This window comes from Mesorhizobium sp. WSM4819 (assembly GCF_055811215.1).
Genome location: NZ_JBVVQO010000032.1, coordinates 46,188 through 71,927, shown reverse-complemented (window position 1 = coordinate 71,927; position 25,740 = coordinate 46,188). Strand labels below are relative to the sequence as shown.

General features: G+C 59.2%; 34 protein-coding genes and 1 pseudogene. 13 read left to right on the top strand and 22 right to left on the bottom strand.

Annotated features, from left to right (window positions below; genetic code table 11):
- Positions 1-175: 175 nt before the first annotated feature.
- Positions 176-433, top strand: coding sequence for a hypothetical protein (locus AC0L18_RS24460; protein WP_473494523.1), 258 nt, complete (start codon positions 176-178; stop codon positions 431-433).
- Positions 434-481: 48 nt separating this feature from the next.
- The gene (locus AC0L18_RS24455) at positions 482-697 is read left to right on the top strand and encodes a hypothetical protein (RefSeq protein WP_473494533.1); all 216 of its coding nucleotides are present in this window, start codon (positions 482-484) and stop codon (positions 695-697) included.
- Between the two features lie 95 nt (positions 698-792).
- Here AC0L18_RS24455 and AC0L18_RS24450 read toward each other — a convergent pair whose 3' ends face one another.
- The 5 genes from AC0L18_RS24450 to AC0L18_RS24430 form a co-directional block, all read right to left on the bottom strand.
- A complete protein-coding gene (locus tag AC0L18_RS24450) occupies positions 793-975 on the bottom strand; it encodes a YodC family protein (RefSeq protein ID WP_473494522.1) in 183 nt (60 codons plus the stop codon).
- Positions 976-1,040: 65 nt separating this feature from the next.
- Positions 1,041-1,289, bottom strand: coding sequence for a DUF982 domain-containing protein (locus AC0L18_RS24445; RefSeq protein WP_473494521.1), 249 nt, complete (start codon positions 1,287-1,289; stop codon positions 1,041-1,043).
- 4 nt (positions 1,290-1,293) lie between these two features.
- On the bottom strand, positions 1,294-1,470 hold the full coding sequence (locus AC0L18_RS24440) for a hypothetical protein (protein ID WP_473494520.1): 177 nt from the start codon (positions 1,468-1,470) through the stop codon (positions 1,294-1,296).
- Positions 1,471-2,065: 595 nt separating this feature from the next.
- Positions 2,066-3,115: a hypothetical protein gene (locus AC0L18_RS24435; protein ID WP_473494519.1), complete on the bottom strand. Its 1,050-nt coding sequence runs from the start codon at positions 3,113-3,115 to the stop codon at positions 2,066-2,068.
- A gap of 1,581 nt (positions 3,116-4,696) precedes the next feature.
- A complete protein-coding gene (locus tag AC0L18_RS24430; RefSeq protein ID WP_473494518.1) occupies positions 4,697-5,206 on the bottom strand; it encodes a ferritin-like domain-containing protein in 510 nt (169 codons plus the stop codon).
- Positions 5,207-5,972: 766 nt separating this feature from the next.
- On the opposite strand from AC0L18_RS24430, the gene AC0L18_RS24425 reads away from it, so the two are divergent.
- From AC0L18_RS24425 to AC0L18_RS24415, 3 genes are read left to right on the top strand one after another with little or no spacing between them, the layout of a single operon-like run.
- Complete coding sequence (locus tag AC0L18_RS24425) at positions 5,973-6,617, top strand: hypothetical protein (RefSeq protein ID WP_473494517.1); 645 nt, start codon at positions 5,973-5,975, stop codon at positions 6,615-6,617.
- Positions 6,614-7,009, top strand: a complete 396-nt coding sequence (locus AC0L18_RS24420) for a phage holin family protein (RefSeq protein ID WP_023800246.1) — start codon at positions 6,614-6,616, stop codon at positions 7,007-7,009. The genes AC0L18_RS24425 and AC0L18_RS24420 overlap by 4 nt, the downstream gene beginning before the upstream one ends.
- Positions 7,006-7,887 carry a hypothetical protein gene (locus AC0L18_RS24415; RefSeq protein WP_473494516.1) on the top strand — a complete coding sequence of 294 codons (882 nt, stop codon included), beginning with the start codon at positions 7,006-7,008 and terminating at the stop codon, positions 7,885-7,887. The genes AC0L18_RS24420 and AC0L18_RS24415 overlap by 4 nt, the downstream gene beginning before the upstream one ends.
- Here AC0L18_RS24415 and AC0L18_RS24410 read toward each other — a convergent pair.
- Positions 7,780-8,079 (bottom strand): hypothetical protein, encoded by a 300-nt coding sequence (locus tag AC0L18_RS24410; RefSeq protein ID WP_473494515.1) that lies wholly within the window; start codon positions 8,077-8,079, stop codon positions 7,780-7,782. The genes AC0L18_RS24415 and AC0L18_RS24410 overlap by 108 nt on opposite strands.
- A 666-nt stretch (positions 8,080-8,745) precedes the next feature.
- Here AC0L18_RS24410 and AC0L18_RS24405 point away from each other — a divergent pair.
- Positions 8,746-8,985 carry a hypothetical protein gene (locus tag AC0L18_RS24405; RefSeq protein ID WP_473494514.1) on the top strand — a complete coding sequence of 80 codons (240 nt, stop codon included), beginning with the start codon at positions 8,746-8,748 and terminating at the stop codon, positions 8,983-8,985.
- A 767-nt stretch (positions 8,986-9,752) separates the two neighbouring features.
- On the opposite strand, the gene ligD is transcribed toward AC0L18_RS24405, so the two are convergent.
- The 5 genes and pseudogenes from ligD to AC0L18_RS24380 form a co-directional block, all read right to left on the bottom strand.
- Positions 9,753-11,576 (bottom strand): DNA ligase D, encoded by a 1,824-nt coding sequence (ligD, locus tag AC0L18_RS24400; RefSeq protein WP_473494513.1) that lies wholly within the window; start codon positions 11,574-11,576, stop codon positions 9,753-9,755.
- A 242-nt stretch (positions 11,577-11,818) separates the two neighbouring features.
- Positions 11,819-12,118: a DUF1236 domain-containing protein gene (locus AC0L18_RS24395; RefSeq protein ID WP_473494512.1), complete on the bottom strand. Its 300-nt coding sequence runs from the start codon at positions 12,116-12,118 to the stop codon at positions 11,819-11,821.
- A gap of 400 nt (positions 12,119-12,518) precedes the next feature.
- Positions 12,519-12,815 (bottom strand): DUF982 domain-containing protein, encoded by a 297-nt coding sequence (locus AC0L18_RS24390; protein WP_473494511.1) that lies wholly within the window; start codon positions 12,813-12,815, stop codon positions 12,519-12,521.
- A 304-nt stretch (positions 12,816-13,119) separates the two neighbouring features.
- Positions 13,120-13,497: pseudogene (locus tag AC0L18_RS24385) on the bottom strand (VOC family protein).
- Between the two features lie 445 nt (positions 13,498-13,942).
- Positions 13,943-14,221 carry a KTSC domain-containing protein gene (locus AC0L18_RS24380; protein WP_473494532.1) on the bottom strand — a complete coding sequence of 93 codons (279 nt, stop codon included), beginning with the start codon at positions 14,219-14,221 and terminating at the stop codon, positions 13,943-13,945.
- A gap of 443 nt (positions 14,222-14,664) precedes the next feature.
- Here AC0L18_RS24380 and AC0L18_RS24375 point away from each other — a divergent pair, with 443 nt between their 5' ends.
- Positions 14,665-15,258, top strand: coding sequence for a methyltransferase domain-containing protein (locus tag AC0L18_RS24375; protein ID WP_473494510.1), 594 nt, complete (start codon positions 14,665-14,667; stop codon positions 15,256-15,258).
- A gap of 135 nt (positions 15,259-15,393) precedes the next feature.
- Here AC0L18_RS24375 and AC0L18_RS24370 read toward each other — a convergent pair whose 3' ends face one another.
- The 4 genes from AC0L18_RS24370 to AC0L18_RS24355 form a co-directional block, all read right to left on the bottom strand.
- Positions 15,394-15,687: a DUF982 domain-containing protein gene (locus AC0L18_RS24370; RefSeq protein ID WP_473494509.1), complete on the bottom strand. Its 294-nt coding sequence runs from the start codon at positions 15,685-15,687 to the stop codon at positions 15,394-15,396.
- Between the two features lie 107 nt (positions 15,688-15,794).
- Complete coding sequence (locus AC0L18_RS24365; protein WP_353682288.1) at positions 15,795-16,043, bottom strand: DUF982 domain-containing protein; 249 nt, start codon at positions 16,041-16,043, stop codon at positions 15,795-15,797.
- 8 nt (positions 16,044-16,051) lie between these two features.
- On the bottom strand, positions 16,052-16,297 hold the full coding sequence (locus tag AC0L18_RS24360; protein WP_473494508.1) for a DUF982 domain-containing protein: 246 nt from the start codon (positions 16,295-16,297) through the stop codon (positions 16,052-16,054).
- A 91-nt stretch (positions 16,298-16,388) separates the two neighbouring features.
- On the bottom strand, positions 16,389-16,541 hold the full coding sequence (locus AC0L18_RS24355; RefSeq protein ID WP_473494507.1) for a hypothetical protein: 153 nt from the start codon (positions 16,539-16,541) through the stop codon (positions 16,389-16,391).
- A gap of 763 nt (positions 16,542-17,304) precedes the next feature.
- Here AC0L18_RS24355 and AC0L18_RS24350 point away from each other — a divergent pair.
- From AC0L18_RS24350 to AC0L18_RS24335, 4 genes are all read left to right on the top strand, one after another.
- Positions 17,305-17,988 carry a Crp/Fnr family transcriptional regulator gene (locus tag AC0L18_RS24350; RefSeq protein ID WP_473494506.1) on the top strand — a complete coding sequence of 228 codons (684 nt, stop codon included), beginning with the start codon at positions 17,305-17,307 and terminating at the stop codon, positions 17,986-17,988.
- A gap of 222 nt (positions 17,989-18,210) precedes the next feature.
- Positions 18,211-18,456, top strand: a complete 246-nt coding sequence (locus tag AC0L18_RS24345) for a hypothetical protein (protein WP_287056042.1) — start codon at positions 18,211-18,213, stop codon at positions 18,454-18,456.
- Positions 18,457-18,463: 7 nt separating this feature from the next.
- Positions 18,464-18,688: a hypothetical protein gene (locus AC0L18_RS24340; protein WP_473494505.1), complete on the top strand. Its 225-nt coding sequence runs from the start codon at positions 18,464-18,466 to the stop codon at positions 18,686-18,688.
- Between the two features lie 507 nt (positions 18,689-19,195).
- Positions 19,196-19,495, top strand: a complete 300-nt coding sequence (locus AC0L18_RS24335; protein WP_077379707.1) for a DUF1236 domain-containing protein — start codon at positions 19,196-19,198, stop codon at positions 19,493-19,495.
- A gap of 206 nt (positions 19,496-19,701) precedes the next feature.
- Here AC0L18_RS24335 and AC0L18_RS24330 read toward each other — a convergent pair whose 3' ends face one another.
- Positions 19,702-20,595 (bottom strand): transglutaminase family protein, encoded by an 894-nt coding sequence (locus AC0L18_RS24330; RefSeq protein WP_473494504.1) that lies wholly within the window; start codon positions 20,593-20,595, stop codon positions 19,702-19,704.
- Positions 20,596-20,913: 318 nt separating this feature from the next.
- Between AC0L18_RS24330 and AC0L18_RS24325 the strand changes: the two genes are divergently transcribed.
- Positions 20,914-21,114, top strand: a complete 201-nt coding sequence (locus tag AC0L18_RS24325; RefSeq protein WP_473494503.1) for a hypothetical protein — start codon at positions 20,914-20,916, stop codon at positions 21,112-21,114.
- Positions 21,115-21,242: 128 nt separating this feature from the next.
- On the opposite strand, the gene AC0L18_RS24320 is transcribed toward AC0L18_RS24325, so the two are convergent.
- Together AC0L18_RS24320 and AC0L18_RS24315 are read right to left on the bottom strand one after the other, a co-directional pair.
- Complete coding sequence (locus AC0L18_RS24320; protein WP_473494502.1) at positions 21,243-21,443, bottom strand: CsbD family protein; 201 nt, start codon at positions 21,441-21,443, stop codon at positions 21,243-21,245.
- A 197-nt stretch (positions 21,444-21,640) separates the two neighbouring features.
- The gene (locus AC0L18_RS24315; RefSeq protein WP_236473004.1) at positions 21,641-21,925 is read right to left on the bottom strand and encodes a hypothetical protein; all 285 of its coding nucleotides are present in this window, start codon (positions 21,923-21,925) and stop codon (positions 21,641-21,643) included.
- A gap of 216 nt (positions 21,926-22,141) precedes the next feature.
- Here AC0L18_RS24315 and AC0L18_RS24310 point away from each other — a divergent pair, with 216 nt between their 5' ends.
- Complete coding sequence (locus tag AC0L18_RS24310) at positions 22,142-22,420, top strand: DUF3606 domain-containing protein (RefSeq protein WP_473494501.1); 279 nt, start codon at positions 22,142-22,144, stop codon at positions 22,418-22,420.
- Between the two features lie 33 nt (positions 22,421-22,453).
- Here AC0L18_RS24310 and AC0L18_RS24305 read toward each other — a convergent pair whose 3' ends face one another.
- The 4 genes from AC0L18_RS24305 to AC0L18_RS24290 all read right to left on the bottom strand — a co-directional run bounded on the left by AC0L18_RS24305 (position 22,454) and on the right by AC0L18_RS24290 (position 25,722).
- Positions 22,454-23,374, bottom strand: coding sequence for a YihY/virulence factor BrkB family protein (locus tag AC0L18_RS24305; RefSeq protein WP_473494500.1), 921 nt, complete (start codon positions 23,372-23,374; stop codon positions 22,454-22,456).
- A gap of 288 nt (positions 23,375-23,662) precedes the next feature.
- A complete protein-coding gene (locus tag AC0L18_RS24300) occupies positions 23,663-23,845 on the bottom strand; it encodes a GIY-YIG nuclease family protein (protein WP_473494499.1) in 183 nt (60 codons plus the stop codon).
- Positions 23,846-24,013: 168 nt separating this feature from the next.
- On the bottom strand, positions 24,014-24,733 hold the full coding sequence (locus AC0L18_RS24295; RefSeq protein WP_473494498.1) for a hypothetical protein: 720 nt from the start codon (positions 24,731-24,733) through the stop codon (positions 24,014-24,016).
- A gap of 215 nt (positions 24,734-24,948) precedes the next feature.
- Positions 24,949-25,722, bottom strand: coding sequence for an SDR family NAD(P)-dependent oxidoreductase (locus AC0L18_RS24290; protein ID WP_091595146.1), 774 nt, complete (start codon positions 25,720-25,722; stop codon positions 24,949-24,951).
- Positions 25,723-25,740: the final 18 nt, after the last annotated feature.

Below are 25,740 nucleotides of genomic sequence, written 5' to 3'. Positions count from 1 at the left end.
CCGAGAGGCTGCCCGGTGGCGGTACCCTCAGACCGACATGGGCAAGCGCTGGCGGGGCTATCCCTTGTCCAGCGGTTGGAGGCGGAGTGTACGTTATGCATCCCAATAATCGGGCCGCCTACTTGCGGTTGTCTTCAGCGCAACGTAGCTACCGGGTGACGGAATGGAGGGGTCTATGTTTTTCACAAAGATGGGGCGGGTCATTGCGTGGCTGTTAGTGATCGTTGGCGGCTCTCGGGCGGTGCTTGCCTTCGCCTTCGCTTTCCAGACAGGTCAATCTATGGCTCCCCGATACTTCGGATCAAAGTCCACAGGCGAGGTTATCGACGCGGCTTTATTGTACGTTCTGATCGGTGTCGTAGTGGGGATCGTGGCCGAGATAAGCCGGTCGGTGGCTGGGAAGCCGGAAGTGACAAAGCAGGAGCTAAAGTAAGAGCTTCATGGGCATGTCAGAGAACATCCCCAGCAGAAGACCCCCAAGCTGATCGTGGTCACCGCCTTCGACCGCGACGAGACCGGCGACCTTCAGCCTGTCTTTGGGCCGCAGACAGAGGACCGGGCGATAAGGACTGCTAACGGCTTGGCGGGAAAGCATGCGGGTGTCATTGCGTGGTCGCGTGATGCCAGCCCCTCGCTTGGCGAATACGGGGAACCCACGACGCTCTTTGTTGGTGGCGACGTGCCTGACATGGAGTGACGGTTGGCCAGTACCCCTCAGGGTGTAGCCGAGGGGACACAGGGACACAGGAGACCCCCTACTACTGCTTCTTCTTCTGGGCCTTGAGCAGGGCGCTACCTCCTCGTCACCGGTTTGAGCATATCGCCTTTGAAGTGGGCGGTATCGAGCTTGAAGGTTCCACCCTCCCTGTTGAACCACTGGCACTCGAATTTGCCGCCGCTGTGAAGCTCGCTGACCACCATATCTGGGCCGCTGGACTTCAACTCCACCAGATCACCAACTTTGAAATCCGACATTATTCCGCTCCGGTGTTTGAATACGATCAGAGGTAATCAACGTGGGACGTGGTGGCAAGCGGTATCTAATCGGCGGTAAGGAGCATCTTGGCCTCCTCAGCGGCAGCCTCGAATGCCTGCCGTATCTCCCTAGGGTCGTACTCCGCGCCTTCCAAAGCGGACAGGCAGAGCGCCGACGCGCGTCGCCACTTAGGGCCACGCTTGGGCCACTTCAGGAGCTGCTCGGATGCACCTCGGACATTGTTGCAGGCATAACTGACACCGACCAATTCGGTCTTCACGAACACCGGAGGGGAGAACCAGATGGTTTCCATTAGGTCACTCGTTTAGTTTGCGGTCCAACCCGTCGAGCAATGATCGATGCTCCGGGGGGATGTCCCGGTCTACCGGCAGGTTTAGTAACTCGCGAAGGCAGCGGCGGTTCGTCTCCGTTGTGATCCACTGGCGAATATGGCGGGCTAAGGCCTGCTGCCGCTCTCTGTCGAGTTTTTCCATGGCCTAGGCCTGCACGAGTAGTACAGATTCGAACTTCGGGGTGCCTAGATGGTTCCCCCTAAGGGGCATCGGATGTTTGCAGAAATTCTGAGCGGAGTTGTGATAACTCCCCCCCTATGGAGTAGGAGTGGCCCCTGGTGGCCCTTTGGGTTCTCAGCCCCCCGAAGTTGCTTCAGCGGAAGGTGGAGAGCCGGCTCCTCGCCTTCATCGGCTCTTCTACCGAGTGGCCTTGCTTCAGGCCGACATGACGCCGTGGCATGTGGCTTGCTCTACAACAGGCTGTAGTGCTCAATGTGACTGCCTTGAGTACCGGAAAGTCTCACAGTAGCTCCATCCAGTAGAGGAGGGAGGGGAAGCTATTCCCCAATCAGGCCATCCACCCAGTCACTCCCCAAACGGAACTCCCGCCATCCCACTCCATGGCCACCGCAGGCCCGCCCTCACGCCGTCCGGGGGGTCTCCCGCCATCATGGGCAGGACCATCTACATCCCGCACCGAGGGCTTGGGGTCTCCTCGCAGCGGGGTCCGCAGGACCATATGGGTGTGGGCATTAGGGGGTGACGATTGAGGACGAGAGTCCGCCCTTATGGCACCCTACTGCGAGCGTACGGAAGCCCACCCAGGAAGAGCCTCACCTAGTTCCAACTCCTCCCGCACGGCATCATCAAACACCTCAGGGATCAACCACGACAACGCGTCATAGAACGGATGGCGTGGGCGCACTTGTTCCGGCTCTAGGGATATCGCCCGCATGATGTGTTCCCGCACTGTTGGCTTGAGCTTGGCCGCAAGCGCTGACCTATCGACAAGCGTTCGGATTGCCTCAGCACAAGCCTGCTGGGGACCTCCGCGTGAGAGGAAGGTGTTGAGGGCCGCAGTGGCGTTCGGCATCTGGCGATACACGAGGTCCTGATAGCGCCCGCCCGCTTCACTAAGGAGCGTCATGGTGATTGCGACCAGTCGCGCAAAATCATAGCGATCCTCGGCATCCATCATAGGCCTAGGCAACGTGTCGAACGCCCGAACCACCTGAGGCAATGCCATATTGCTCGCATACCAGTTGCCGTCCGTCTCCTCCTTCAGCGCCTTCAAGGCATCGACCCAGGGCAGCCTCCGGGCGCGAAAGGACCCGATGTCCGGCAGGAGCATGTTGCGGAAATACGGAAGACCTCTATTAGGAAACCTCAGCGCATCGAACCTGACCAAATGGGTCTCCGCCACCGCGCCTCCTCTGTCGAGAAGGAAGCACTTCAGTATAAGTGTGTTTTCTCTTTCAGACGCGACGATGGCCTCCCGGTCCAGTGCAAACGCATTGTTCTTGTGTCTGAGGATGACATCCCGAAAGGAAGACGGAAGGTTCTCCAGACGTGGCTCGACGCCATGCAGTACCCAGATGAGGGGCATTCCCTTGCGCTCGTAGAAGATTCCCCTTTCGGAGATTTCAGGCTGGAACGTGTTGGAAAGCTGAACCTCACAGACGCACTCCGGGAAACCCTCCCACCTGAAGCGGACATCAGGATAGCGGCCCCGCTGCCCGTGGTCTCCGGCAACATAGGTCCTGTCGGTTGCAACCGCCTGGAATCGAACATCTCGCCTTACCAGGCGGTCCAGCTCGGCGCAGATGAACTCATGGGCCGCCGACACTTGGTTGCCCTCATACTGTGCCGCGCGGGCCTCATCTGGAGTCAGCTTGGAACGCGGATGCCAGGGACACCCGAGACCCTCCCCTTGCCGGTGCGCGAAGTAGGGATAGCGGTTACGCCCTTTCGCCCTCTCGGAGACATACACGTGCCCACCACATCCCGGAAACATGCACCGGGCCTCAAGGCCATTTGGGTGCCCATTGTGTCCGTCCGATATTCGGTTCCTCAGCGCTCGCCACTGATCCTCTGGCATGGTGACCAGATCAGCACTGGATACAACCCCGGGAGCCGGAAGGATTAGGGCACCCCTCACAGTCCTCCTGAGGCTAGCAACATCGTCTGGCTGCATGCGACTCATCCTCGTTGCGGTAATTTGTACCATCCCACCGAATGGTTGTTTGACTCTCCTATGCCGCAAGACGGCTTCAACACCGGCTAGCCGCGAAGGAGGGGTGCACGAAAATGCGTCCTCCCATAGCAGCCAAGGGTAGCGCACAAGGAACGGCATGAGGCCGACCACGATGAGCAGCTTCATCTGAAGATTCCAGATCGAGCACAGCGCACGGGCAGCTGCCGGGACCATCTCATTCAAAGAGTCTTCCAGCAGCGCATAGTCGCTACGTAGGGCACTGCTTTCGACGGGGTCTGGTGTCGCTTGGGCCATAGCCATGGGGTCGCGCCCGCCCCCTGGCGATTCTGGTGCGTTCCCTCTCCCAGGCATTGGCCACCCAATGAGGAAGCCGATGGGGCCGAAGATAAGCGCACCGCTCACGGCGCTGCCCAGAGCCGCAACGCCCGTGCTGAGGCCGATGGCGTAGCCGATTCCGCCATAGATGAGGCCACGCGTCAGCCGACTTTGTGTGTAGCGTGGCGCGGGGCCACCGGCATCAATGGTTTTTTTGGACGATAGGCCCGGCTCCCCCCGATGGCTGTGACCAATTGTGGGCGCTTGGCGATGCGCACCTTGTGTGTACGAACCAGTAGCGGAGGACGCCATACTCCTGCACATCTGCTCAAGGCGTTGACGCGTGCTTCGGGTTGCAACTGCTATGGTCCGCTGCTATGGAACTCGAAGGGTCGGACCCGAAAAGCTCTGTCTTTTCAATGCTGGGTGCGGCGTTTGAGGGACTTCAATCCTCTCTCGCAGCACCAGTTTATCCCCTTGAAATCGCTCAAGCCTTGACACGCAAGGCTCTCGTAATCGCTGCAGATTCCTTCAACGGAATTGGTTGGCACAAGATCGACAAGCGCAGCCCCTTGACATCAACGTGTATCCATTCCCGTACGATGAAGGTGATGTGCGACGAGATTCAGGCTACCACGGCCAGAACAGGTCATAGCGCCCGGGAATCAGCCATGCGTGCGAACATCCTGGCTGCACAAACTATGCCGGCTGGAATTTTCGCGAGGCCTAGGCAAGCCTCGCGCTGGTTCTGCTTCGAACATCCCGCCGAGAGGGAGCGGTTTCTTTTAGAACGTCAACCAATCCGCCATCCCTTCGCGTCTGAAGCCCTGGTTTGATGTCGATCAGCCTCGTGCCGCCGAAGGATTTCTACAACGCGATGGCAAGACTTTAGGCCTGTCACCGTTTCGCGGTGTCAGCATCCCGCTCGTCGCGTCTGAGGAACTCGCTGGTGACCGTGCCGAGTTGGTTTTCCAGCCAATCTGCCATCGCCTCTTCTTCGCGGAGGTTTTCTTTACACGCTCTTTGGGTCTCGGAGTCGCCGACCTCGCCGGCTGCGGCAATGAGCATTTTGTAGCTGGCGATTTCCATATGCTCGAATGTGTAGCTAGCCAGTGATCCTTTCATCACCTCGTCGCCTGCAAACATGCCGCTGATGTTCTGTCCGATGGCGATTAGCTTACCGCCGGCGTCCTTCAGCGTCGAAGATCCGTCGCCGATCCGAGCGAGGCATTGTTCAAGTCGTTTTGCCTGTTGCCTCGTTTCTTCGAGATGCATGTTCATCCGATCGCGAATCTCGGGATAGTTTTCGAGACGCTCGATTTGGCCGCTCAACATGGTCTCGGCTTGTTCTTCCATGGCGTGAGCGTCGCGAAGCCACTGCACCAGACGTTCCTTGGAGTCTGTCATGTCTGTCTCCGTTGGTCAGCATTGTCTTACTGCCATCGCAACGCCGCCACAGACCGTTAGTTCCGATCGCCTGCAAAGCGCAGTCGTTACCCGGCGGTGACCACGACAACCCGTCCCGCAGGTTCGCTGCCTCCCCGGCCAAAAGCCCCTTGAAGCGCAACATTAGCGTCAACTAATAGTGCTCTTGTGAGCAGTGGGCGTTGCCTGGTAAGCGCCGGCCGGCAGCTTTGGTCCGCCGCAGGAACAAGCTCCAGAGGTTAGGGCGGTGAGTATCTCAGATCAGAGTGGCCCGAGGACAAATGTGGCCAGTAGGGCAACAAAAAGCACAGCGGTGATCACGGCGCCCCACATGAGGACCCTTCCTGTGCCGCGTTGCTCTTCCTCGCGAGGTATCTCTTTCGCCATAGCAAGCATCCTTTTTGAGAAGTTCGGTGACTCAGCAACGTGTCTTGCGGAGGCTGGTTCCCGGCAGCCATCTTGAACTGGTCAGCTTTCGGAGGGGCCTATTGATGCCCTGGTTCATTTGGATGTTCCCTTGGACCCACGCCATGGGCGCGCTGTCGCTAGAAGTCCATGCGAGGCACGCCGGTTATGGCACCGAATTCTTACCGCTAATTTAGCTGGAAGTGACGGAACCTGTTTGCCCCCGCCAAGTTCGTTAGGCAGTGGAGGAGATTGCCACCATGAACAGTGTCATTTATCTCATCGGCCTTGTCGTCGTCGTGCTTGCGATCCTCTCCTTCCTCGGATTCCATTAGGAGATACCATGCAGCGCGAAGACGATCAGGGCCGTAAGCCGGCCGATTTCGAAACAGCCAAAAGCGAACTGTCCGAACGGTTCCAGCAGGAAACGCAGACCGCGACAGAGGCGCTACACGACGCTCGCGACGAACTCGCCAGGAAGGCGGGCGACTACGCTGCTGAAGCGAAGCAGGCGTTGTTCGACAAAGCCGAGGGAACACAGCGCGATATCAGCTCTAACCTTACGGCCTTTAGCGGAGCCTTGCGAGCAGCAAGCGAGCATCTGGCCAATAACAATCAACGGACCGCTTCGAAGTTCACCCTCGATGCCGCCGGCTCGCTTGAACGCCTTTCATCTTCGTTGAAAGACAAACCATTCGAAGATGTTCTTGGCGAGATGCGGTCTTTCGGCCGCGAAAACTCAGGGGCGCTGATAGCCGGCTCAGTATTGGCAGGCTTGGCGCTGGGGCGGTTTATCAAGAGCACGCCGCCATCTGCCCGGACCGAGACACCGAGTCGATCGCAAACAGACGGGGGTTCAGAAACGGTTTCGAACTCGGATCAGTCCGCTACGCGATCGGCAGAGGCACCTGACACGACGCCGCCCCGCTTCAATCAGCCCAGGGACGACAGGGATTTGGCAGGCGAAAGCCTGGAGCAGAACCCATGACCAACAATCAGGAAAGTCGCGGCCTCGCAACCCTCGTCAGCGATCTGGCACAGCAGGTCACAAGCCTGCTTCAAACCGAAAGTAGGCTGCTGCGGGCCGAAATGTCGGAAAAAATCAGCAAGGCCGGCGCAGGCGCCGCCGAGGTTCTGGCCGGCGCCATATGCCTTCTCGCAGCCTTGATGGTGCTTTTGCAAGCACTTGTAATCGCCCTGGCGAGTGCCGGCCTGGGAGCGGGATGGTCCTCGCTGCTGGTTGGAATCGTCGTCGCGATACTGGGGATCATTCTCTTGCGCTCCGGCACGAAAAGCATGGCTCCTTCTGAGCTGACGCCTGATCGCACACAAGACCAACTCAAGCGCGACGCGCGCGTGATCAAGGATCAAATAAGATGAGCGAAAAATCCGCAGCCGAGCTCGAACGCGATGCCGATATCGCCCGTGCTAAAGTAGCAGACACCGCCGATTCGATCCGCAGCAAGATGACACCGGGTCAATTGATCGACGAATTTACCGGGATGTTCGCCGGTGGCGAGGGATCTGCCATGCTTGGCAATCTTAAGTCGCAAGTCAGGGACAACCCGTTGCCATTGACGTTGATTGGAGCCGGCCTGGCCTGGCTGATGCTGGGCGACGGCACGTCGGCAACCAACTCAGCTGCCGCCGCCTATCGGACACGCACAGCTCCTGACGCTTTCGCTAACTTGCGCGGCGATGATTTCAGCCAGGGCAACGAAGGGTCCGGAATCGGGGCGATGCTCTCCGATACCGCCGGTTCGGTTACATCAGCAGCAAGCGACGCGGCCGAAGCTGCAGCAAACGCTGCAACGGGCGCCAAGGAGAGGATGACAAAAACCGCCGGACAGCTCGGCTCAAGCGCCAGCGAGATAGCGGCTCGGACGCGCCAATCGGCACAAGACCTCTTCGAGCGCGAACCGCTGGCTATCGCCGCAGTCGGCCTTGCGCTGGGCACTGCCATCGGGGTGATGCTGCCCCACACAGCCACAGAGGACGAGCAACTTGGCGCCTACCGCGACAAAATTCGCGACAGTGCGGAGGAGGTTTTCGAAACGGGCCTGGAGCAAGCAAAGCAAGTTGCCGCCGAGGCCTACGAAACGGTCAAGGAAGAGGCCGACCGGCAAGGCTCGGGTGGAGATGCCGGCACCCTAGCAGGCAAGGTCGGCAAAGTTGTTGAATCGACCGCAAAGCGAACCGAGGAAGCCATTCGCGATCGTTTGCCGGGGTCGTCGGACGAGTCTTCTACCACCACATAGCGTCGCCACCAGCCTGAATGACGCGCTTGGTCCATACGATGTCATCCTGCATCGTCGCCAGTCGTAACCACACCGGATCGGAAGGGATTGCGGATGTGGTCTTGAAGTAGCGGCATTCACAATGGCGGCTTTGAACGCGGCGAAGGTCTCCGGGGGCACGTCCTCAAACTGGTAACATTTACCGCTGGCCACGAACCACGCCGAGAGGGTTCTGCGTTCCGGATCGTATTCCGTTTGCGTATCGAGGTGAACGCCATAACGCTCACACCTTGGTTCGGCGCGGGCCTGCTAGGTTTCTCCCCTTTGGGTCCTATGACGGTAGTTAGAAGATCGCCAGATCGTCCTGAACGGGGTCTGAAACGACCTAAACTTGCGTCCCCGTCCACCGCGTGAAGGTGGACCGACCCCGCTACCGCGACGTCGAAAGCCGGCGCTTCAAGCAGAGGCGCGCCTATCGGGGATCGCTTCGCCGTCGGCACCTGACCCGATCGTTCCAGGTCGGCCTGGTACGGTGCCTGAACGACCGCCTGGAAGAGCTCGCCCCCGTGGAAAGGGGCCTGATCCTGGTCAAGACCCACCACACGAGAAAGAGTTCGCGCGAACCCATCCCGAAATACGGCTGGTGTGTCGAGCATCGGCCAGCGTAGCGACCGACGCCTAAAGGCCGGCAGACAGGCCGCCGACAAGGTTGACCTGAACCGCGCGTTGGGCAACCAAGTCCGAAACCAAGTTCGCACGATATTTGGAATCAAGATTAGTCCGGTTGCCTCCCCGGCCGTAAGCCTTGAAGCGGAACGCTAGCGTGCGCTGATGATTTTCTTTCAGCAGTGGTTGGCAATGCGACGTCAGAGGCATCCAATGTTGACCGTCGAAGGAAAATGGATATGGGACAGCTGGTATTGCCGGGATGATCAGGGACTCTGGCATGCCTTCTTTCTGCAGGCCGATCGCTCGCTAGGGAATCCCGAACTGCGACACTGGAATGTTACCTGGGGCCTTGCCACAAGTCCTGACCTGCGCAAATGGACGTATCGGGGAACGGTTTTCCGGCCGAGCAAAACTCCGTCTTTTGATGATCTGACGATCTGGACCGGCTGAGTTGTGCGGAACGACAGGAATTCATGGACCCTCTTCTATACCGGGACATCACGCGCTGAAGAGGGCAAAATACAACGGATCGGACGCGCTAGTAGCGCCGATCTAGTCCATTGGAGAAGGCAGGGCCTTGCGCTCGAGCGCACCGGTGAGAATTTATTACGAGGGTTGCGTTCCGCGGCGCTGGAAGGACTGCTCGCTGCGGGATCCTTGGGTGATACGTGACCCCGAGGGCTCTGGCTGGCTGATGTATTTCACAACCCGATCGCCGATGCCATCGGATACCAATGCCTCTGGTGCAATTGGCGTTGCCCATTCGCACGATCTTGTAAATTGGCAGCTTCAGCCTCCGGTTTATGTCGGATCTTTCGGGGGAAATCGAGGTCCCCCAAGTCTTCCAGCGGGGCGACAAATGGTTCTGCCTCTTCTGCACACATTCACAATGTTGGTCGGAAGAATTCAAACGCAACTATCCGGGAGAGCCGGTAGCGGGCATCCACTATCTTGCTGCCGATCACCTCTTGGGGCCATGGAAACCGGCGGCCGGTCCATTCCTATACGGCACACCCGACTGCGAGATATATGCCGGGCGCCTTCTTACACATGCAGACCAGGACTATCTACTTGCCTTCATTTCGGGTCCGGAGGAGCCGTTTTCGGGGACAATCTGCGACCCTATTCCAATCCACTTTGACGCGTGCGGAAGATTGGCGTTGGTCGAGCCACGATCTCCAGATCCGCCGACTGATTATAGAGTCTCTGGTCTTCGTTCACGTCGGGCGATCTGAAAAATTGGCACGAGCGCGACCCGCTTTCCGCAGGCTTGTCTGCGGCGTCGGTCGAAATGGGCTTTGCAGCGTGAACGCGTCTGGCAGAATTCTCTTTTCGACCTGGCTCCAGGTTACGGGAGCTGCTATCGGAAAGTGTGGTCCGGCTCTTGGCGAATACGCACCGACCGCCGTGTTTCCTCGCCCATTTCGGAGATAATCCAGGAAGATCCGCCCTACGCGGGCGGACGGCGCAGCCGCCAACACGTAGCGATCGGGATATTTGTTGACCAGCTGCTGCGCCAGCCTGCGTGCATACTGCCTGGCCGCATCGTGGGTGATCGCAGCGTTCAGCGGCGCCATCACATGCACGCCTTTGCCGCCAGTCACCTTCGGCCAGCTGTCGAGTCCTGCTGAACGCAGCATATCGCGGAGCGCCAAAGCCGTGCCGGCAACTAGCTCCCATTCGACTCCTTCGCCAGGATCCAGATCTATTACGAGGTGGTCGGCATGCTCGATATCATCAATGGTGGCGTTCCATGGGTGCAATTCGACAACGCCCATTTCCACCAAGCCAAGAAGCCCATCAAGGTCATCGACCCACAGCCTCACACCTTCGCCACCTTCGCGTTTCTGAACTCGCAGCTGATGCACGGCATCCGGAACTTTGGGCAATCTGCCCTTGTGATAGAACGTGACGCCGTGGGAGTGGCGAACCAGCTTGAGCGGGCGTCGGCCAAGGTGGACGAGCGCCTTCCTCGCTACCTTCGACCAATATCCGATCAGATTCTCTTTCGAGGGCACGACGGCGTCGGGCAGCAATTGCAGAATGTTTTCGGGCGGGACGCCCAAACTTTCATCGGACGGCGGCCGCTTACGGGCTAAACGCGGCGCGCGGGCTGGTGGGCTCAGATCATCGCGCAGCCCCTTGAACACCGCCTCGCGCAGCAGTCCGTCATTGGTGATCCCGCTATATTGGATTTCGGCCTCGACTGCTGGGTGCACCCAAGTTGCCTTGGGCTTGTCTATCGGTTCCGAGAGTGGAGATTTCGCCACAATCAGTGGGTCCATTCGTTCGCGTACTTCGCGTGCATCGCGCAGGCTGTAGCCGCTTTGCGCCTTGCCGGCATAGTGGACGCGATTCCCCTCGCGGCGACCGAGATAAAGCGAGGCAATCCTGCGCGGCTTCGCCCCCAGCTTCTCGACGAAGGCGACGATCGGAAAGTTGTCGCTCTTGATGCATTTGAGCTTGAGCCAACTCTCCTTCCGGCCGGAGCGGTAACGGGAATCTGCACGCTTCGACACGATCCCCTCCAGGCCCATTTCGCAGGCGTGCTCGAACACTGTCGGGCCGTCGCCCTCATAATGATCGACATAGACCAGCGCCGGCGGCGCGCCCTCCAAGAGACGTTGCAAGGCGCGCTTGCGCTCCAGCAGCGGAGCGTCCCGCAGATTCTTGCCGTTGAGGTGAAGCAGATCGAAAGCGTGGAAGATCAGCTTCGTTGACTCAGCTTTTCCAAGCTCGCGGCGTAGTGCCTGAAAGTCAGGAAGCCCGGTAGCGCCTAACACAGTCGCCTCGCCATCGATGATTGCGCGCTTTGCTTTCAGCTCAGCCGCAGCGCGGACGATCGGGCCGTATCGGTCGGTCCAGTCGAAGCCCCTTCGGGTGAAGGCCTGCGCCTTGCCCGGCTGGATGATCAGCTGGGTCCGATAGCCATCGTATTTGATTTCGTGAATCCATCCATCGCCCTTGGGCGGCTTCTCGACCAGCGTGGGCATTTGGAATTCAATGAAAGAAAGCCGGCCAACGCCAGGCTCGGTAAGCATGCACCCGCACTCCAGACGCTTCGATTTGAATCAATATCTCCGTTTCGAATCGGTTCCGAAACAAAGTGAGGTCCGGCAGTGCTGGCATTCTCCCGTGTGAACAGAACTTGATTTACCGGATGGCCGACAGACCATTGCCTACGGGAGAGGACTGGCAATGGTCTGTTGGATCAGACCGACTTCCAGATCTAGTGTCCTGCTATACCTTTCGGCACCGCGGGCTGTGATCCCAGTCGCTTAGGTCACTCGATGACTTTGATGATCTTGCGTGTGCCTGAATCAACGACAACGGTCCGGTTGTCGACCATCACGTAACTATATTTGGTGTCGGGAACTTCATGAAGCTCGACCGTCTCGGGCAGCGTTGAGCCGATATTGAGCTCCATCCCAGGGACCTTCACCGATGCGAGCGGCTGCTTCTTCACATATTCCCGGATGACGGTCTCCTGTTCAGGCTCGATGACTACGTCCTGAGCGGCAGCAGCGCCGATACCTGCCAGCAGCAGAAAACCCGCGGCTGCAGTGGAAAGTCGCATTTTCATAGTTGCCTCCTATGTGAGTCCTGTCGCGCCGAACAGCATCGTCTTCGCGCGATACTCATCGAACCCGCGGCAGCTGCAAAAGTTCCTTTGGCTGGGAGCTTCGGGCTGATCTCAGACAGGACCCAAGTCTCACCTGTTCGCGCAACAGACTGGACATCGCACCATCCGGAACCGCGGCTGCCCGTAGTCGTTGCTCACTGTGAGTTCACGGGAGGAGCCCATGGAAAATAGCGTCCATCAAGCCCGCTGGTTACTCGCTCCGGTCTTCGCCGTCTCCATCGCGTTCCTGGCAATTGGAATGGTCGTTAGCTAGAGAATGCGCAGCAAGAGACCACCGCCATTCCTCGATTTGCGGGTGGTCCGCAATCCCGGCTGACCAAGTCCGCCCGGGTGAGGCCTGTCAGCGGTTCCAAGACATCAGATCTTCAGCAACCCCGTCGAATTTCTTGAGGCCTTCGCTTGGGGGCTTCTGCTTATGAAGTCCCTGTTCTGTTGCGGCCGCCTTGAAGGCGGCGAACGCAGCTTGGTGACTGCAATGCCCGGCCAGGCATTCCTCGATCATTCGGACTGCTTCAAGCCGGGACGGCTTGTCCATGAATGGCCATGGTTGCTGAAGCGCTTTCGCAGCGTCGGCTATCGACGCGACCACCATCGGCCTGTGATTCAGGTAGATTGTAATCGGGACAAATGCCGTCACTTTCGTCGCTCCCCAGGAGTGAAGGCGGTTAAACGCGAAGACGTGGCGGTGGTTGCATCATTGTGAATTCAGGGCGCCGCTGCCCGACGCGAACGGCCATGCAGGCCTTAACCGCCGCCAAGATCCAAGGACGTCGATGCGGTCGAGCCCGCGAGGCGCCGTTTCGTGGCAGCATGCCCACGTTGCGATAATTGCATGCGTGTAACGCGGCCGACCGTGGAGGGATGGACGTCGAACAGGCGGGTCGGCCTCGGACGCGCTCGCTGGCATTGGTCACTCTTGGCCATTTGACTTCGTATTGCGCTCAGCTGAGTTCTTGGGCGAGTCCGATGAGGAGCCCTTCAGGCCCACGGATGTAGCAGAGCCGATACGCGTCTTTATACTGGACTACTTCGCCTTCGAGCTGCGCGCCGCGCGTGCGGAGCCTTTCAAGCGTCTCGTCGATGTCGTCCACGGCGAACATGACACGGAGGTAGCCTAGGGCGTTGACCGGGGCGTTCCGGTGATCTGCGACGGTGCGCATCATGGCAATCTCGATACGCTGATTGCCCAGTCCAGTGACACGTCCGGCCCATTCTCCTTCGAGCCCGCCCTTCGAGCTCGAGGCCGAGTTCGCGAAAAAAATCGATCGTCCCTCCGAGGTCTTCGACGATCCTACGTTGTCCATTCGCTTGAGCGCCATGTTTCGAATCTCCAGGGTGTCGTTCCAATCTACAAGGTGTCGCCCAGTCTAACAGCGGACGCTTGAGGTGCCCCCAACACCGATAGATGATGACATGTGGACGTGCGGTCGTGCCCACATGTCTACAATTCTGCGGCCCCAAGGGCATCACGAAACGGATGTGGTGAGAGCGCCACATGCAGCAACCGAACCCGCCGCACGTCGTGCCGATGCGGAGGCGCGCATGAGCGCGGCCCTACTGATGCCGCGCGAGCCGGTCCATGCGTGCGTTTGCTTCGGCCAAACTAGCCAGCGCTTGCTCGACTTTTTGAGCCGAGGCGTCAGTGCGCTTGATGTGCCGGATCATTTGCTGCCTCAACCGCGCGAGCCTTTCCGCGCGATATACATCGCCGTATCTCGCAGTTTCAAGGTGGAGGGTCGCGAGCCTCATGGGCGACGATTCCGATTATCTAGCAGTAGGAATTCGCGAATCCGCCTTTCGTTCCGATGTCCGACCTTGCCCTCGCAAAAGCTGGCCGGACGGCCGCGACGAATGAGCCGCATCCCTGCCAAAAGAGAGATCGTCCGCTGATGCTGCTCGGTCGACCGCGAGTCCAACCAGACGGTAGCGGAAGTGATTGCGGATGTGGCCGTTGAAGAAGCGGCCCTTGGCGAAGGCGGCTTGGAACTCGGCGAAGGTCTCCGGCGGCACGTCGTCAAACTGGTAGCATTTACCGCTGGCCACGAACCACACCGAGAGGACTTTGCGCTCCGGATTCCGTTTTGTGTATCGAGGTCGACGGCATGACGTGACTACTCCAATCCGAGTCCATCTGAAGTTGCCCGCGCCCCACGGAGGGGAAGGACGCGGGCTGATCGGGAGGGGACACCGGTCTCGCAGCACAGAAGATGCTGCAGGAGGTGAACGTCCTGTCTATGCCGGTGTTCCATAGGAAACAAAAAAACCCGCCGCACAGGAGAGCGACGGGGCGATCAAGCGGTCACCGAGCGCGGGTGGGTCGGGATTTGCCCGGTTCGCGGATCGTGCAAAAATCCTAGGCGGCCGGCTGCGTCGCGTCTACCAACCGGCGGTTGGCCCGGTTGCTTGTATGACAGACACGCGCTTATGATGGCTGCTTGAAGCGCCGATTGGGCCTTTGCAGCGGCTCGTTGTGCGGGAGGGAGGCTATGGCCCAGCAGGAGCAGTGGCAGCTGCAAGGCAGCGCCGCGGAACTCTACCAGCGCTACCTGGTCCCGGCAATCACAGCCCTGTGGGCTGCCGACCTGGTGGATCGTGCTGCGCCTCAATCTGGTGAGCGGGTTCTGGACGTAGCTTGCGGCACCGGCGTGGTGGCACGCTTGGCGGCCGAGCGTATGGGAAGTGGGCAGGTCGTCGGCCTCGACATCAACACGGGCATGCTTGCCGTTGCTCGATCCCTCCCGGCAGGCGCTGGACCGCGTATCGACTGGCACGAGGGAAGCGCGCTCGAAATGCCGTTCCCTGACGCCACCTTCGATCTGGTTCTTTGCCAGCTCGGACTGCAGTTTTTCCCGGACCGGTCGAGTGCGCTGCGTGAGATGTTCCGGGTGCTGGTGCCTGACGGCCGACTGGCCTTAGCGTTTTCAGCGCTATTGAGCGCACTCCTGCGGCAAAGGCGCTGGTGGACGCCTTGGATCGACACCTCGGTCCAGGCGCTTCGGCAACGAAACGGTCCGAGCATTCACTCGCCGATGCGGACGAGCTTTACCGATTGGTGGCCGGGGCGGGATTTCGTCAGGTGACCATCCACACGACGACTCAGAACATCCGATTCCCCTCGTCAAAGGAATATGTGCGACTACAGCTGGCAGCGACTCCGCAGGCAGGGCTGGTCAGCGGAATGGATGCCGGACACCGCGACGCAGTCATCGCAGCGATTATGGGTGATGTAAGTTGTTCGCTGGCAATCTATTCAACTGGAGGGGAGCTGATGTTCCCCCAAGAGGCTCACGTCGTGCTCGCACGCAAATAGCGCAGCTCACTCTGCGGCATCCGGTGTTCAACAGCGTCCACGCAAAGTGAGCTAATGAGGAGGAGCGTAGCAAACCCTCCTCCTTGACAGCAACCTCGAAGGCCTTCCTTACGTCGTCGGCTGTGCCCTCGCCCTCATGGACGGCCATGCAGGCCTTAACTGCCTTTTTCCACTTAGGTCCCCGCTTGGTCCACTTCATGAATTCCGCAGCGGCACCCTAGACGTTATTGCAGCCGTATGTCAGCCCAAGTCGGTCGGTCTCGATGTTGACCGGAGGGTGAAACCAATGGATGGCCATGATACCTCCTACTCAGGCGAGAGATACATCTCCGCCTCTTTAGCGGCAGCCACGAAAGCCTTTCGGATCACGTGAGGGTCAATCGGATCGCCCTCCAGTGCTGACAGGCAGAGGGTCCACGCCTTGTGCCAGTGAGGTCCTCTCCGGGTCCACGTCTTGAGCTGCTCAAGGGCTGCCCTCGCATTGTTGCAACCATGCCTGGCACCGTCCGTTTCAGTCTTCACGAACACCGGAGGGACGAACCAAAGGGTTGCCATGATACCTCCTACTCAGGCGAGAGATATACGCTCGCCTCCTTGGCCGCCGCCTCAAAGGCTTCACGGACCTCTTGGGGGGACACTCTGCCCTCGAACGCGTCAACGCATGATTGGACCGCTTTCGTCCACCTCGGCCCCTTTGTGTCCCACGCCATGAGTTCCTCGGCGGCTCCCTCGACGTGGCTGACCCCATGGCGAATGCCCGGACGGTTCGCTTTCACGTAGACAGGGGGAGAGAACCAGAGAAGACCCATTAGGGGTAAATTAGGGGATGCTCACGTGTTTGGTAGAGGCGGGGTCACAGCGGCGGCTCGATCGAGTTCTCTGACCGGCTCTCATTTCCGGTCATGCCAGTCGCTTGCCGCCCCAGCGCTCTTTCGAAGCCGACAGAAGTTCTTCCTCGTCCACCACTCCGGCCATGCAATTGGAAAAAATTCGGGACGCGAGCGTTCCGCGTTGTTGTTCCGATTGACCGTCATAACGATTGAACGCGGCCAAGCAGCGCCAGCTCGGACCGCTCGGTTACCTTCCCGAAATGCCATTCAACAAAGTCTTTGAAATCGTTCTCGCCAAGTTGCAGTTGAGGAGATCCGATATTTACGTGACGCGGGCTTTTCATTTGTTGCCGGCGAGCCGCTCGAGCAACATCCTAGCATCAGACGTGGATGTCGGCTTCGATGCAGTGACGAAACATGAACTGGCCGGCCGGAGAGTGATTGCGCCCGGCGGAGCTGCCGCAAACGCATGCCGGAGGCATTGGCCTCAAGCCACTTGTATCTTGTCATCCAACCGCCCCGGGGCAGGACATATGAAGACAAAGCCGCCGAAATTTCGGCCGCCATCAAAAGGTTCTTGTAAGGGTGGCAGATGCTCATACCGCCTCGGTTTGCGTTCGCGCCGCTCAGCGTTCGATCTGATGCCTGGGTCATTTGATGAACGTCACAGTGTTACAAAAAGCTCGTAAGCTGTTGATTCCACTACAGCAACTCAGAGTTCAATCCTCTCTCGCAGCACCAGTTTCAAGGCTTTCTGGAAGGGCTTCTATGCCGCCCTGTGCGCAGCTGCGCGGGGCCAGCGTGCGGGGATGCGCGGGTGCGCCGGATCGACCGCCGCCACCTTGTCTCAGTTTGGAGTTCGGCCGCGGGTGGCGAAGGTTTTGCCAATCGCGTGTTTGCAGCCTATGCTTCGATATCGGCCGCCAGTGCTGCGGATGCAGCCGACAGTAAGAGGGTACGTGCTCTTGCCCGTCCGGGAGAGAGCCGTGTCGCTTCCTCGCAATCATCTGCTGAAAGCCCTCTCCGCAGAGGATTTCGCGCTGCTGCTGCCGTCGATGCATCATGTCCAACTGGACCTCAAAGCCCAGCTGGAGGTTCCGTATCAGCCGATTGAGCATGTGTATTTTCCAGAAGCGGGTATCGCTTCGGTGGTCGCCACCATGACTGGAGGGCGGCAGAGTGAAGTCGGGATCATTGGCTATGATGGCATGACAGGCGTTGCCGTCATTCTCGGCCAGGACAGCTCTCCCAATGAGACCTACATCCAGGTCGCAGGCAATGGGTGGTGCCTGCCGGTTGAGAATCTTCGGTCTGAGGTGGCAAAAAGCCAGTCGCTTGGCGCGTCGCTGCTTGCCTATGCCCACGCCTTCCTTGTCCAGTCGTCGCGGACGGCACTGGTCAATGGCCATTCCAAGATCGAGGAACGGCTGGCCCGCTGGTTGCTGATGGTCCACGACCGGACCGAGGGAAACAAAATCCAGCTGACGCATGAATTTCTGGCGACCATGCTCGGCTCTCGGCGCCCCGGCGTTACCACCGCCCTGCAAATGCTGGAATATCGGGGGCTGGTTCACGCCAAGCGCGGCGAGATCACGATCGTCGACCGTGCCGGAATGATAAAGCTCACACACGGTGCCTATGGCGACGAGGAGCATCGTCACTTCGGCTAATGCATGTCGCGCAAAAGCATGCCCCTCCGGGACTGAGGGCCTGACCCAAGGGCGTGCAGCGGTTTTCCGATTACCACATGCATGAAAACAACAACCTGACGCGCGTCGCATGGGGGCCGGTCAAACGCGACGCGCTCTGCCTGATTGTCCGAAATCAGACATAAGCTTGAAGGCCGCCGCATGTTAGACGAAAGTCGTAGTGTTGGCAGGGAGGAACTGTTGATGAGCCACACTTTTCACACAGTCACCGTTGAAGGCGCGGCGGAGGCCTATGTCCTTTCCAGAGGCAAGGCTCGGTATCTCTCGATCGCGCAGGCGATCCGCGCCATTCGAACACTCATGCCGGCTTGCAAGGCCACAAACCACGAGTTGGAGGAGATGCTGGCGGCAGCATGCGTGGTGCACGGTGTGCCCGTCGCTTTCGACGCCAAAACAGCTGATGGCCCAGAACCACGGCTCCATTCGTAGGCCGGAAATGTCCGCGCCGCTGCAGAAGCCAAATTCATTGGATGTTCGGCAGGCGATTGTCCGCTACCTGATCGATCATGTCGACAATCCGAGCGTCTCGATAGTCGAAGTGACCATCGCCGTAAAGAAGATGTTTCCACTTTGCGAACTCACGGATTGGCAAATTGGCGATCTCATTGCGCGAAGCGCCATCGACGCGGGATTTGCGATCGATTTCGATGCGGCCCCCTAGACGCCTCTGGGCAGCAGCATAGCGGCGCCTCGGTCTCACGGCGGAACCAGGCTGGTAGCGCACATCGTCCGCGACGATGGGGCCGCAGGTTCCCGAGCGGACTTGCGCGTCGCCGGCCTGCCGAGCGCAGCTTATGCTGGATCATCCTGAGCGGGAGCCTGCTATAATCCCGTATGGCCGCTCGCATAGTGGTTATCCTGGCGCTGCTTTCCGCCTTCGCCTACGGCTTCGCAAAACTCGTGGAACGTTATGGCGACGCCGGCGACAGGCCCTCTGCGTGTGAAGAATGGCCACAGTCAGATTGTCCAGTCCCAAACGCGCCGCCAAGAAGAAACCAGGCCTTGAGCGGGCGTTCCCGGGCGCCGCCAAACATCGGCGTCGATAGGCCGTGGCAGCCGGTTCGCGCACCGCCGGTGGAACAAGAATTGCTCCGCATCGTTGAGATGATTAGGCAACCCGCCGCGGCAGCAATCAAGCACCGCAGCTAAAGGTTGCTTGGAGGCTATTATGGGAAAGCAACTTACATTGGCTGCGGCAGGCATGCTTCTGCTCGTCGGTGTCAGCGCCGCTGCCGCTCAGGACGTCATTATTCAACCCGAGCATGACACCGTGATCCGCGAATACGTGAAAAAGAAACCGGTGGCATCACTCAGCCTTCCTGGCGTCGAACTCAACATCGGCACAGCTTTGCCCGAAACAGTCGAGCTTTACGAGGTGCCGGACGTTCAGTACCGCTACGTCGTAATCGAGGGCCGAACTGTCCTGGTCGATCCAGGTACCCGCAAGATTGTGAAGGTCTACGACTGACGTGACCCCTCGCGCTGAAGCCCGTCATGCCGAAAGGCGCGGCGGGCTGGCGCCTTCCCGATATCCCGATGGCAGAGATAGAAGGTGCAATATCGCGCTGGAACAGTCATGCAACGGGGTGGAATTGCGAAATGCGTAAAATCCCGACAGACACCGGCGAGCAAACTCCCGCGAACAGTTCCGAATATATTGGAAGATGCTGATTTTTATCGATGCTGGTGATTGCCGGCCCCCCTCACCACCTTGACCTCCACCGTCATGCCGAGAAAGCTCGACGCGCTGCCGCAGTAGCTTCCCGAAAGTGGGATGGCTTGCCCAGGATGCCTGGCCACAGCCACCCGGATCAGATCCCGGTTGCCGACAATGCCGTTGGTGGGATCGAACTCGACCCAACCCGCGCCAGGCAAATAGACCTGGCACCAGGCATGCGTCGACCCGCCGCCGACGACAGAACCGCTGTCGCGGTTCGGCACATAGACATATCCGGTCACAAAACGGGCGGCAAAACCGAGCGAACGAACCGCTTCCATCATGAACAGCGCAAAATCCCGGCATGTGCCTCGACGCAGGTGCAAGGTCATCAGAGGCGGTTGCGTCCCTGATTCAGTTCGACGCGAATAAACAAAGCTCTCGTGGATCGCGTAGCAAAGCGTCATCAGCAATTTGCCGGTCTCGGTGCGCCCTTTGGCGCTCACGAACTGTCGTGCCCATTTGCCGATCTCGTCGCCGTCATCGAGGTGATGGCGCTCGATGGTTTGGCTGAGGTCGGTTGCCTCGTCGGGATCATAGGAAAATGGATAGCTGAGTGCTGCGTCATCGATACGGAAATCAGGCGCATGCTGCGGCGTGTGATCGAGCCGGATGTCTGTCACGAAACGCAGTTCGTCGCCCGAGCCGTTGAAATCGATTACCGCAACGCAGTTTCCGAAAACGTCATGGATCCAGCCAATCTCTTTCGGCTCGGGGTCGACAAACAGGGCGTGATCCAGAAGTCGCTGATCGAAACTGTCGCGCGGCCTGAACATCAGCCGGTGCTCGCCGAACGTCACCGGCTGCGTATAGCGATAGACGGTCGTGTGCTTGACTGAAAAGATCGGCATTGGCTTGCGTCGACCACCTGCGATATCAGCGCCATCATATAATCTTTTTTGATGTGCAGCGGACAAAATGGGGCTGCCCCTCAAGACGGCCGTATCAGGCGGATTGATGAACAGATCGACACGGCTAGCGCCGAAGTGATCATCCATGCTGGCCCGCTGCTCTTGGTTCCGTTGGCAGAATGGCCGCGAAAAAAGCAGCGGACTTGCGCCGCAGGCCTTTTGCAATCTCTAATTGGTAGACTCTCTCAAGGCCGGGGAAGTTAATCCTTGCGCCGCGGAGGGGGCCAAGGCGAGGAACGTCGCAAACGGGAGGAAGCAATGAATGAGGACTACGAACTGGCCATAGACCACGACAAGCCTTACGAAATAACTGCTTTCGCTAAAAAGCACGGCCTTACGACAAGGGCTGCCGAACTGATCCTTTTCGCCTATAGCCCGTCCCGAGCGGCGTGCGATACTGCCGCAACGGCTTTCCTTACCGCCGTCGCCGTGCAAGCCAAGAGACAAGCGGCGCGCTAGCTCCGAAAACCGGGAGCGACGGCTGGCGCAGATCAACTCACCACCGTAGCATGCACCACATTTGCGAGCGTGAATTTGGATGATGTCGAGGCTGCGCCGATCGACGGCGCAGCCTGGATTTTGAAGACTCAGGTGAGGCTTCTGGACCAATCATCCACCTGGCGCTCTGCCTCTTCCTTGGCGATTCCATAGCGCTCCTGGATACGGCCTGCGAGTTGGTCACGATTGCCCTCGATGCGATCAAGGTCATCGTCGGTGAGGTCACCCCATTGCTCCTTGGCCCTACCCTTGAACTGCATCCATTTTCCGTTGATTTGATCCCAGTTCATGAATTCCTCCTTTGCTGCTCAAAGGGAAATGCAAACGGACACCACACGTTCCCGACGGCGGACCGCCAGGACGATTATTTATTGGGACGATTATTATTGGCGACGCAGCAAAAGCCGCCGGCCGAAGCCAGCGGGGCGAATTCGAGCAGACGATCCGCGTCTTGAAATCACACTCGAGGGGAAGCTTCCCCTGCCGATCAGGTGGCGCGCGCCAAGGCTATCGAGATGACGTTGTCCGTATCCGCGCCCGGTAGATCGAACAGCATCGGGAGTTGGCGGGTCATGGCCATTTCAACGATCAACTCTTCGATGGACGCTGTCGGCAAGTCGGTCTCGACACTATTCGAGATCATTGAGGCAAGCTTGTGGACTGGCACTGGTGCCGACTTCGCACGGTCGTCGAGCAACCTGCTGATTTCGATGACAACGTCTGCGTCAATGCTCTTTGGCAATTCCCGCATGGCTTTTTCCTCCCTGCCCATATTTTCTCCCCGCCCATATCATGCGCGCGCCAGAGGACTGAGTCTCGAAAAATCGACGTCTGGATTAAACCAAAGGCGTGCTTCGGTCTGATTGCTTTGGCGATGCGTCCGGGCTGCGGCGAAAAGGCGCTTTGGTGTCACATGCGGCAACGAAATCGTCCCTTTCGCGTTGGCCAATCATACATCGTCAGCAAACGCGACAAAGGAGAGTAAAACATGGCAGCCGACGCGGCGAAGCTCTATCCTCGCCACCGGGATCGGATTTCTGGCAGCGAGGATTATGTGGTAAGGCATTTTGCCCGGCAAAACGGCATCACCCCGGCGCAAGTCCATCAGTTGATCAGGAGATATGGAAGCGACCGCGCCAAGCTGGTGGCTGCGGCGAAGGAACTTCGCGCGTCGCTGCGACCGGCCAAAGCCATGCTCGCCTCAGGGCGCCGCGCCGGGCGTTTTAGCGCCGGCGTTGATGGAGGAAGTGGCTTGGGGAGGCAGTGAGCAACCGGCTGAAAATAATTCCAGACTTCGTTTTCAGACTTTTCGATCATGGCCGCCGTGGCCGGCTTCTGCTCGCGATTTGCTTGCTTCAAAGGTCGCCTCCAGATCGGATCGGCTGCCGTGTCGAACCGAATAAGCTCGTGTAAATTCGGCGCCCAACAGAAAGATCTCGGATGAATAAAAGACCCACAGCAGCACGACGAGCAGTGCGCCGGCTGCCCCGTATGACGATGCGAGGGCGCTGGTGCCGATATACCAGCCGATCAGCGACTTGCCGATCGTGAAGAGAAACGCCGTTGCTACGGAGCCGACGCCGACGTCGCGCCATTGCAGCGCGCGGTCGGGCAGGACCTTGTAGATTGCCGCAAACAACAGCGCGATAAGCGCAAACGAAACGATGCCGTTGATCGCGCTGAGGATGAGGGTGCCAAAGGGCAGATATGCGTTGATGATATTTGCAAGCGCCGATATCGCCGCGCTTACGACCAGGGACACCAGCAGCAGAAAGCCAAGCGCCGCGACCAGACCCAGGCTGGCAGCTCGTGCCCGCACGAGACGTGAAATCGATGTGCCGCCCGGTTGGACTTTCCAGATCTCGTTCAGGGCAACCTGCATTTCGCCGAACACGCCGGATGCGGTAACCAGCAGCGTGACGAGCCCCAAAATGCTCGCCAGAGTTCCCGCCTCCTTGTGTGCTGCGTTCTCGATAGTCGCTTGCAGGAGCTCGGCGCTCTGCGGACCCATCAGGCCCGCCATCTGGGCCGAAAGCGCCAGCTGTGCCGCATCGTTTCCGAAGGCCATGCCTGCGATGGCGACGACGATGAGCAGGATCGGCGGAAGCGAGGTCGTGGCATAGAACGCCATCGCCGCCCCGTGGCTCAAGGCATTGTCATTGATGAAGCCGACGATGCTCTCCCTAAGGAGTGTCCAGGCCTCTTTCGCCACATCCCACATGTTTGCCTCGCCTGCTTCTCAAGCAAATAGAGGCAGCACCGCGGCGGACCAGAGCGTGGCAGGTCGCAAACCTAGGAGATTGGCTGAAACACCCCTCCACTTCGTCATCCTGGGGCGGAGTAAGGAGCGAAGCGACGCGGCGCAGACCCTAGGATCCATGCCGTTACGCCAGCTGAAGAATGCAGCGGACCAGAACCGAACGCTACCACCCCGTTCTGCGAAAAAGCTCGAACCACTCTGGATTGGTCTTCTCGATCAGTTCGATCTTCCATTGGCGCGGCCAGCGCTTCAGCGACTTCTCGCGCTAAATGGCGTCACGGATATCGAAAGTTCTTCGTACCAAACCAGGCGCTGCACGCCGTAGCGGCTGGTAGAGCGCGAGCCCTGGCCGGATCTGTGCTCCGGCAAGCGGCGGCCGAGGTCGTTGGTGACGCCGATGTAGATCGTGCCGCGCTTCTGGCTCGCGGTCATGTAGGCATAGCCGGTCATGGGAGAAGGGTAGCTGGCGCCGTTGCGGATACAAGCGTAATTCTGGGCCGCTGCATTCTTCGGCCGATGTCACGGAATGGATCCTAGGTTCTGCGCCGCGTCGCTTCGCTCCTTGCTTCGCCCTAGGATGACGAAGGCGTGGCAGAGCAATCAGGTGACGGATCCTGGCTTGTTTGGCGCGACCTGTCCGGCGGCTCTTTTTGTGAGACCGTCCTGCGTCGGGAAGGCCGCGAATGCCGCGATGGCCAGATAGATCGGAATCCCCAATTCGAGGATTTCCTCGAAAACTGCCGAGGTATCGTTCCGGGCAAGATGGATGCCGAGAAATGTGAGATTTGACGGCGCCCCGTCGATGACCTTCGAAAGGACGGCGCAACCGATAGCGGCGGCAATGGCAACGGCAGTCGCCTCGCCGTGGCGAAGCCCTTGCACAAAGCTGCGGAGGCCGTCTTTGAGGAGAAAATAGAAGGCAATGGCGAGGGCGATAACGACCGTCGCGCCGATCAGCTTTTCCAACAGCGAAACGTCAGGCGAAATGTAGAGGGTGGTCTTGGTGATGTTGTGGGTGGTGAAATGCGCATGGAAGTCCAACTCGCGCAGGCACATCGCGATCGCTATGGCGACGAGATACCAGCGCTTGAGCAACTCCCGATAGGGGATTTCCCGCACAAGCGTCGCCACGACGATCAGGTAACCGGCGGCCGAGAAGACTTCGATGGGACCGCCCTCGCTGAGGTAGAACTTCCTGATATCTTCGGGAAGAAAGGCGAGCGGCAGGGCGATGAGAAAGACGAGCACCAGCAGCGCAAGGCCCATTTGAATGAAATAGTGGCCCTTGCCGTAACCGATCTTTCTTTCGTCCCATGCCATATGTGTCTCGCCCATCTGTCTTGTGCCAGTTCTCTGTTAATCGTGATTTCACTCAATTTGAAAGGCTGGACCGTTGTCAAGTTGCCGCTTCGTAATGCCCGGCCACCTGCCGGTGCCCTGACGGATAAGCGCGGCCAACCTGACGGGGCAAAGTGCGGCGTTGGCTGTACTGTCCAGACGTGTCTTTGCAGCCATCAGCGAGACGACCCATTCGCTCACGCCACTGACCAGCCGCCATCGACCAGTACATTCGCGCCAGTGATCATTGACGCGGCGGGCGAGGCCAGGAACACCACCGTGCCGGCGACATCGATCGGATCACCGATGCGGCCGAGCGGGATGTGCCCAAGCACATGTGCATGAAAGTCCGGATCGGCGAGCGAGGGCCGTGTTCCGTCGGTCCAGATGAAGGTCGGCGCGACGCTGTTGACGGTGATCTTGTGCTGCGCCCATTCGGCCGCGAGGCAGCGGGTGAGGTGGTTTATCGCCGCCTTGGTCATGCAGTAGATCGCTTCGCCCTTCAGCGTCACTGTGCCGGCCTGCGAACTGATGTTGATGATGCGTCCGGATTTCTGCTTGATCATCAGCCGTCCGACCGCCTGGGTGGTGAAGAACGTGCCCTTGAGGTTGACGTTCACGGTGAGGTCGAAATCCGCTTCGGTCACGTTCTCCGCGAGGTTTTCAGGCCCGAGCCCGACATTGTTGACCAGAACGTCTATGCGGCCGAAGGCGGCGTGGGCGTCGGCGACCGCTTTTCGCACCGTCGCCAGATCGGTGAGGTCCATCTGTACCGCCAGCGCGCGCCGGCCGATGCGCTCGATCTCGGCGGTGATATCCGCGCCGTCGGCAGCGCTGCGAACGCCAACGATCATGTCGGCGCCAGAGCCGGCGCAGGCGAGCGCGCAAGCGCGCCCGATGCCGCGCGAGGCGCCAGTGACCAGCGCCACCTTGTCAGCCAGATCGAATTTCGGCGTGAACTCGTTTGTCATCTCAACCTCCCTGAGAGC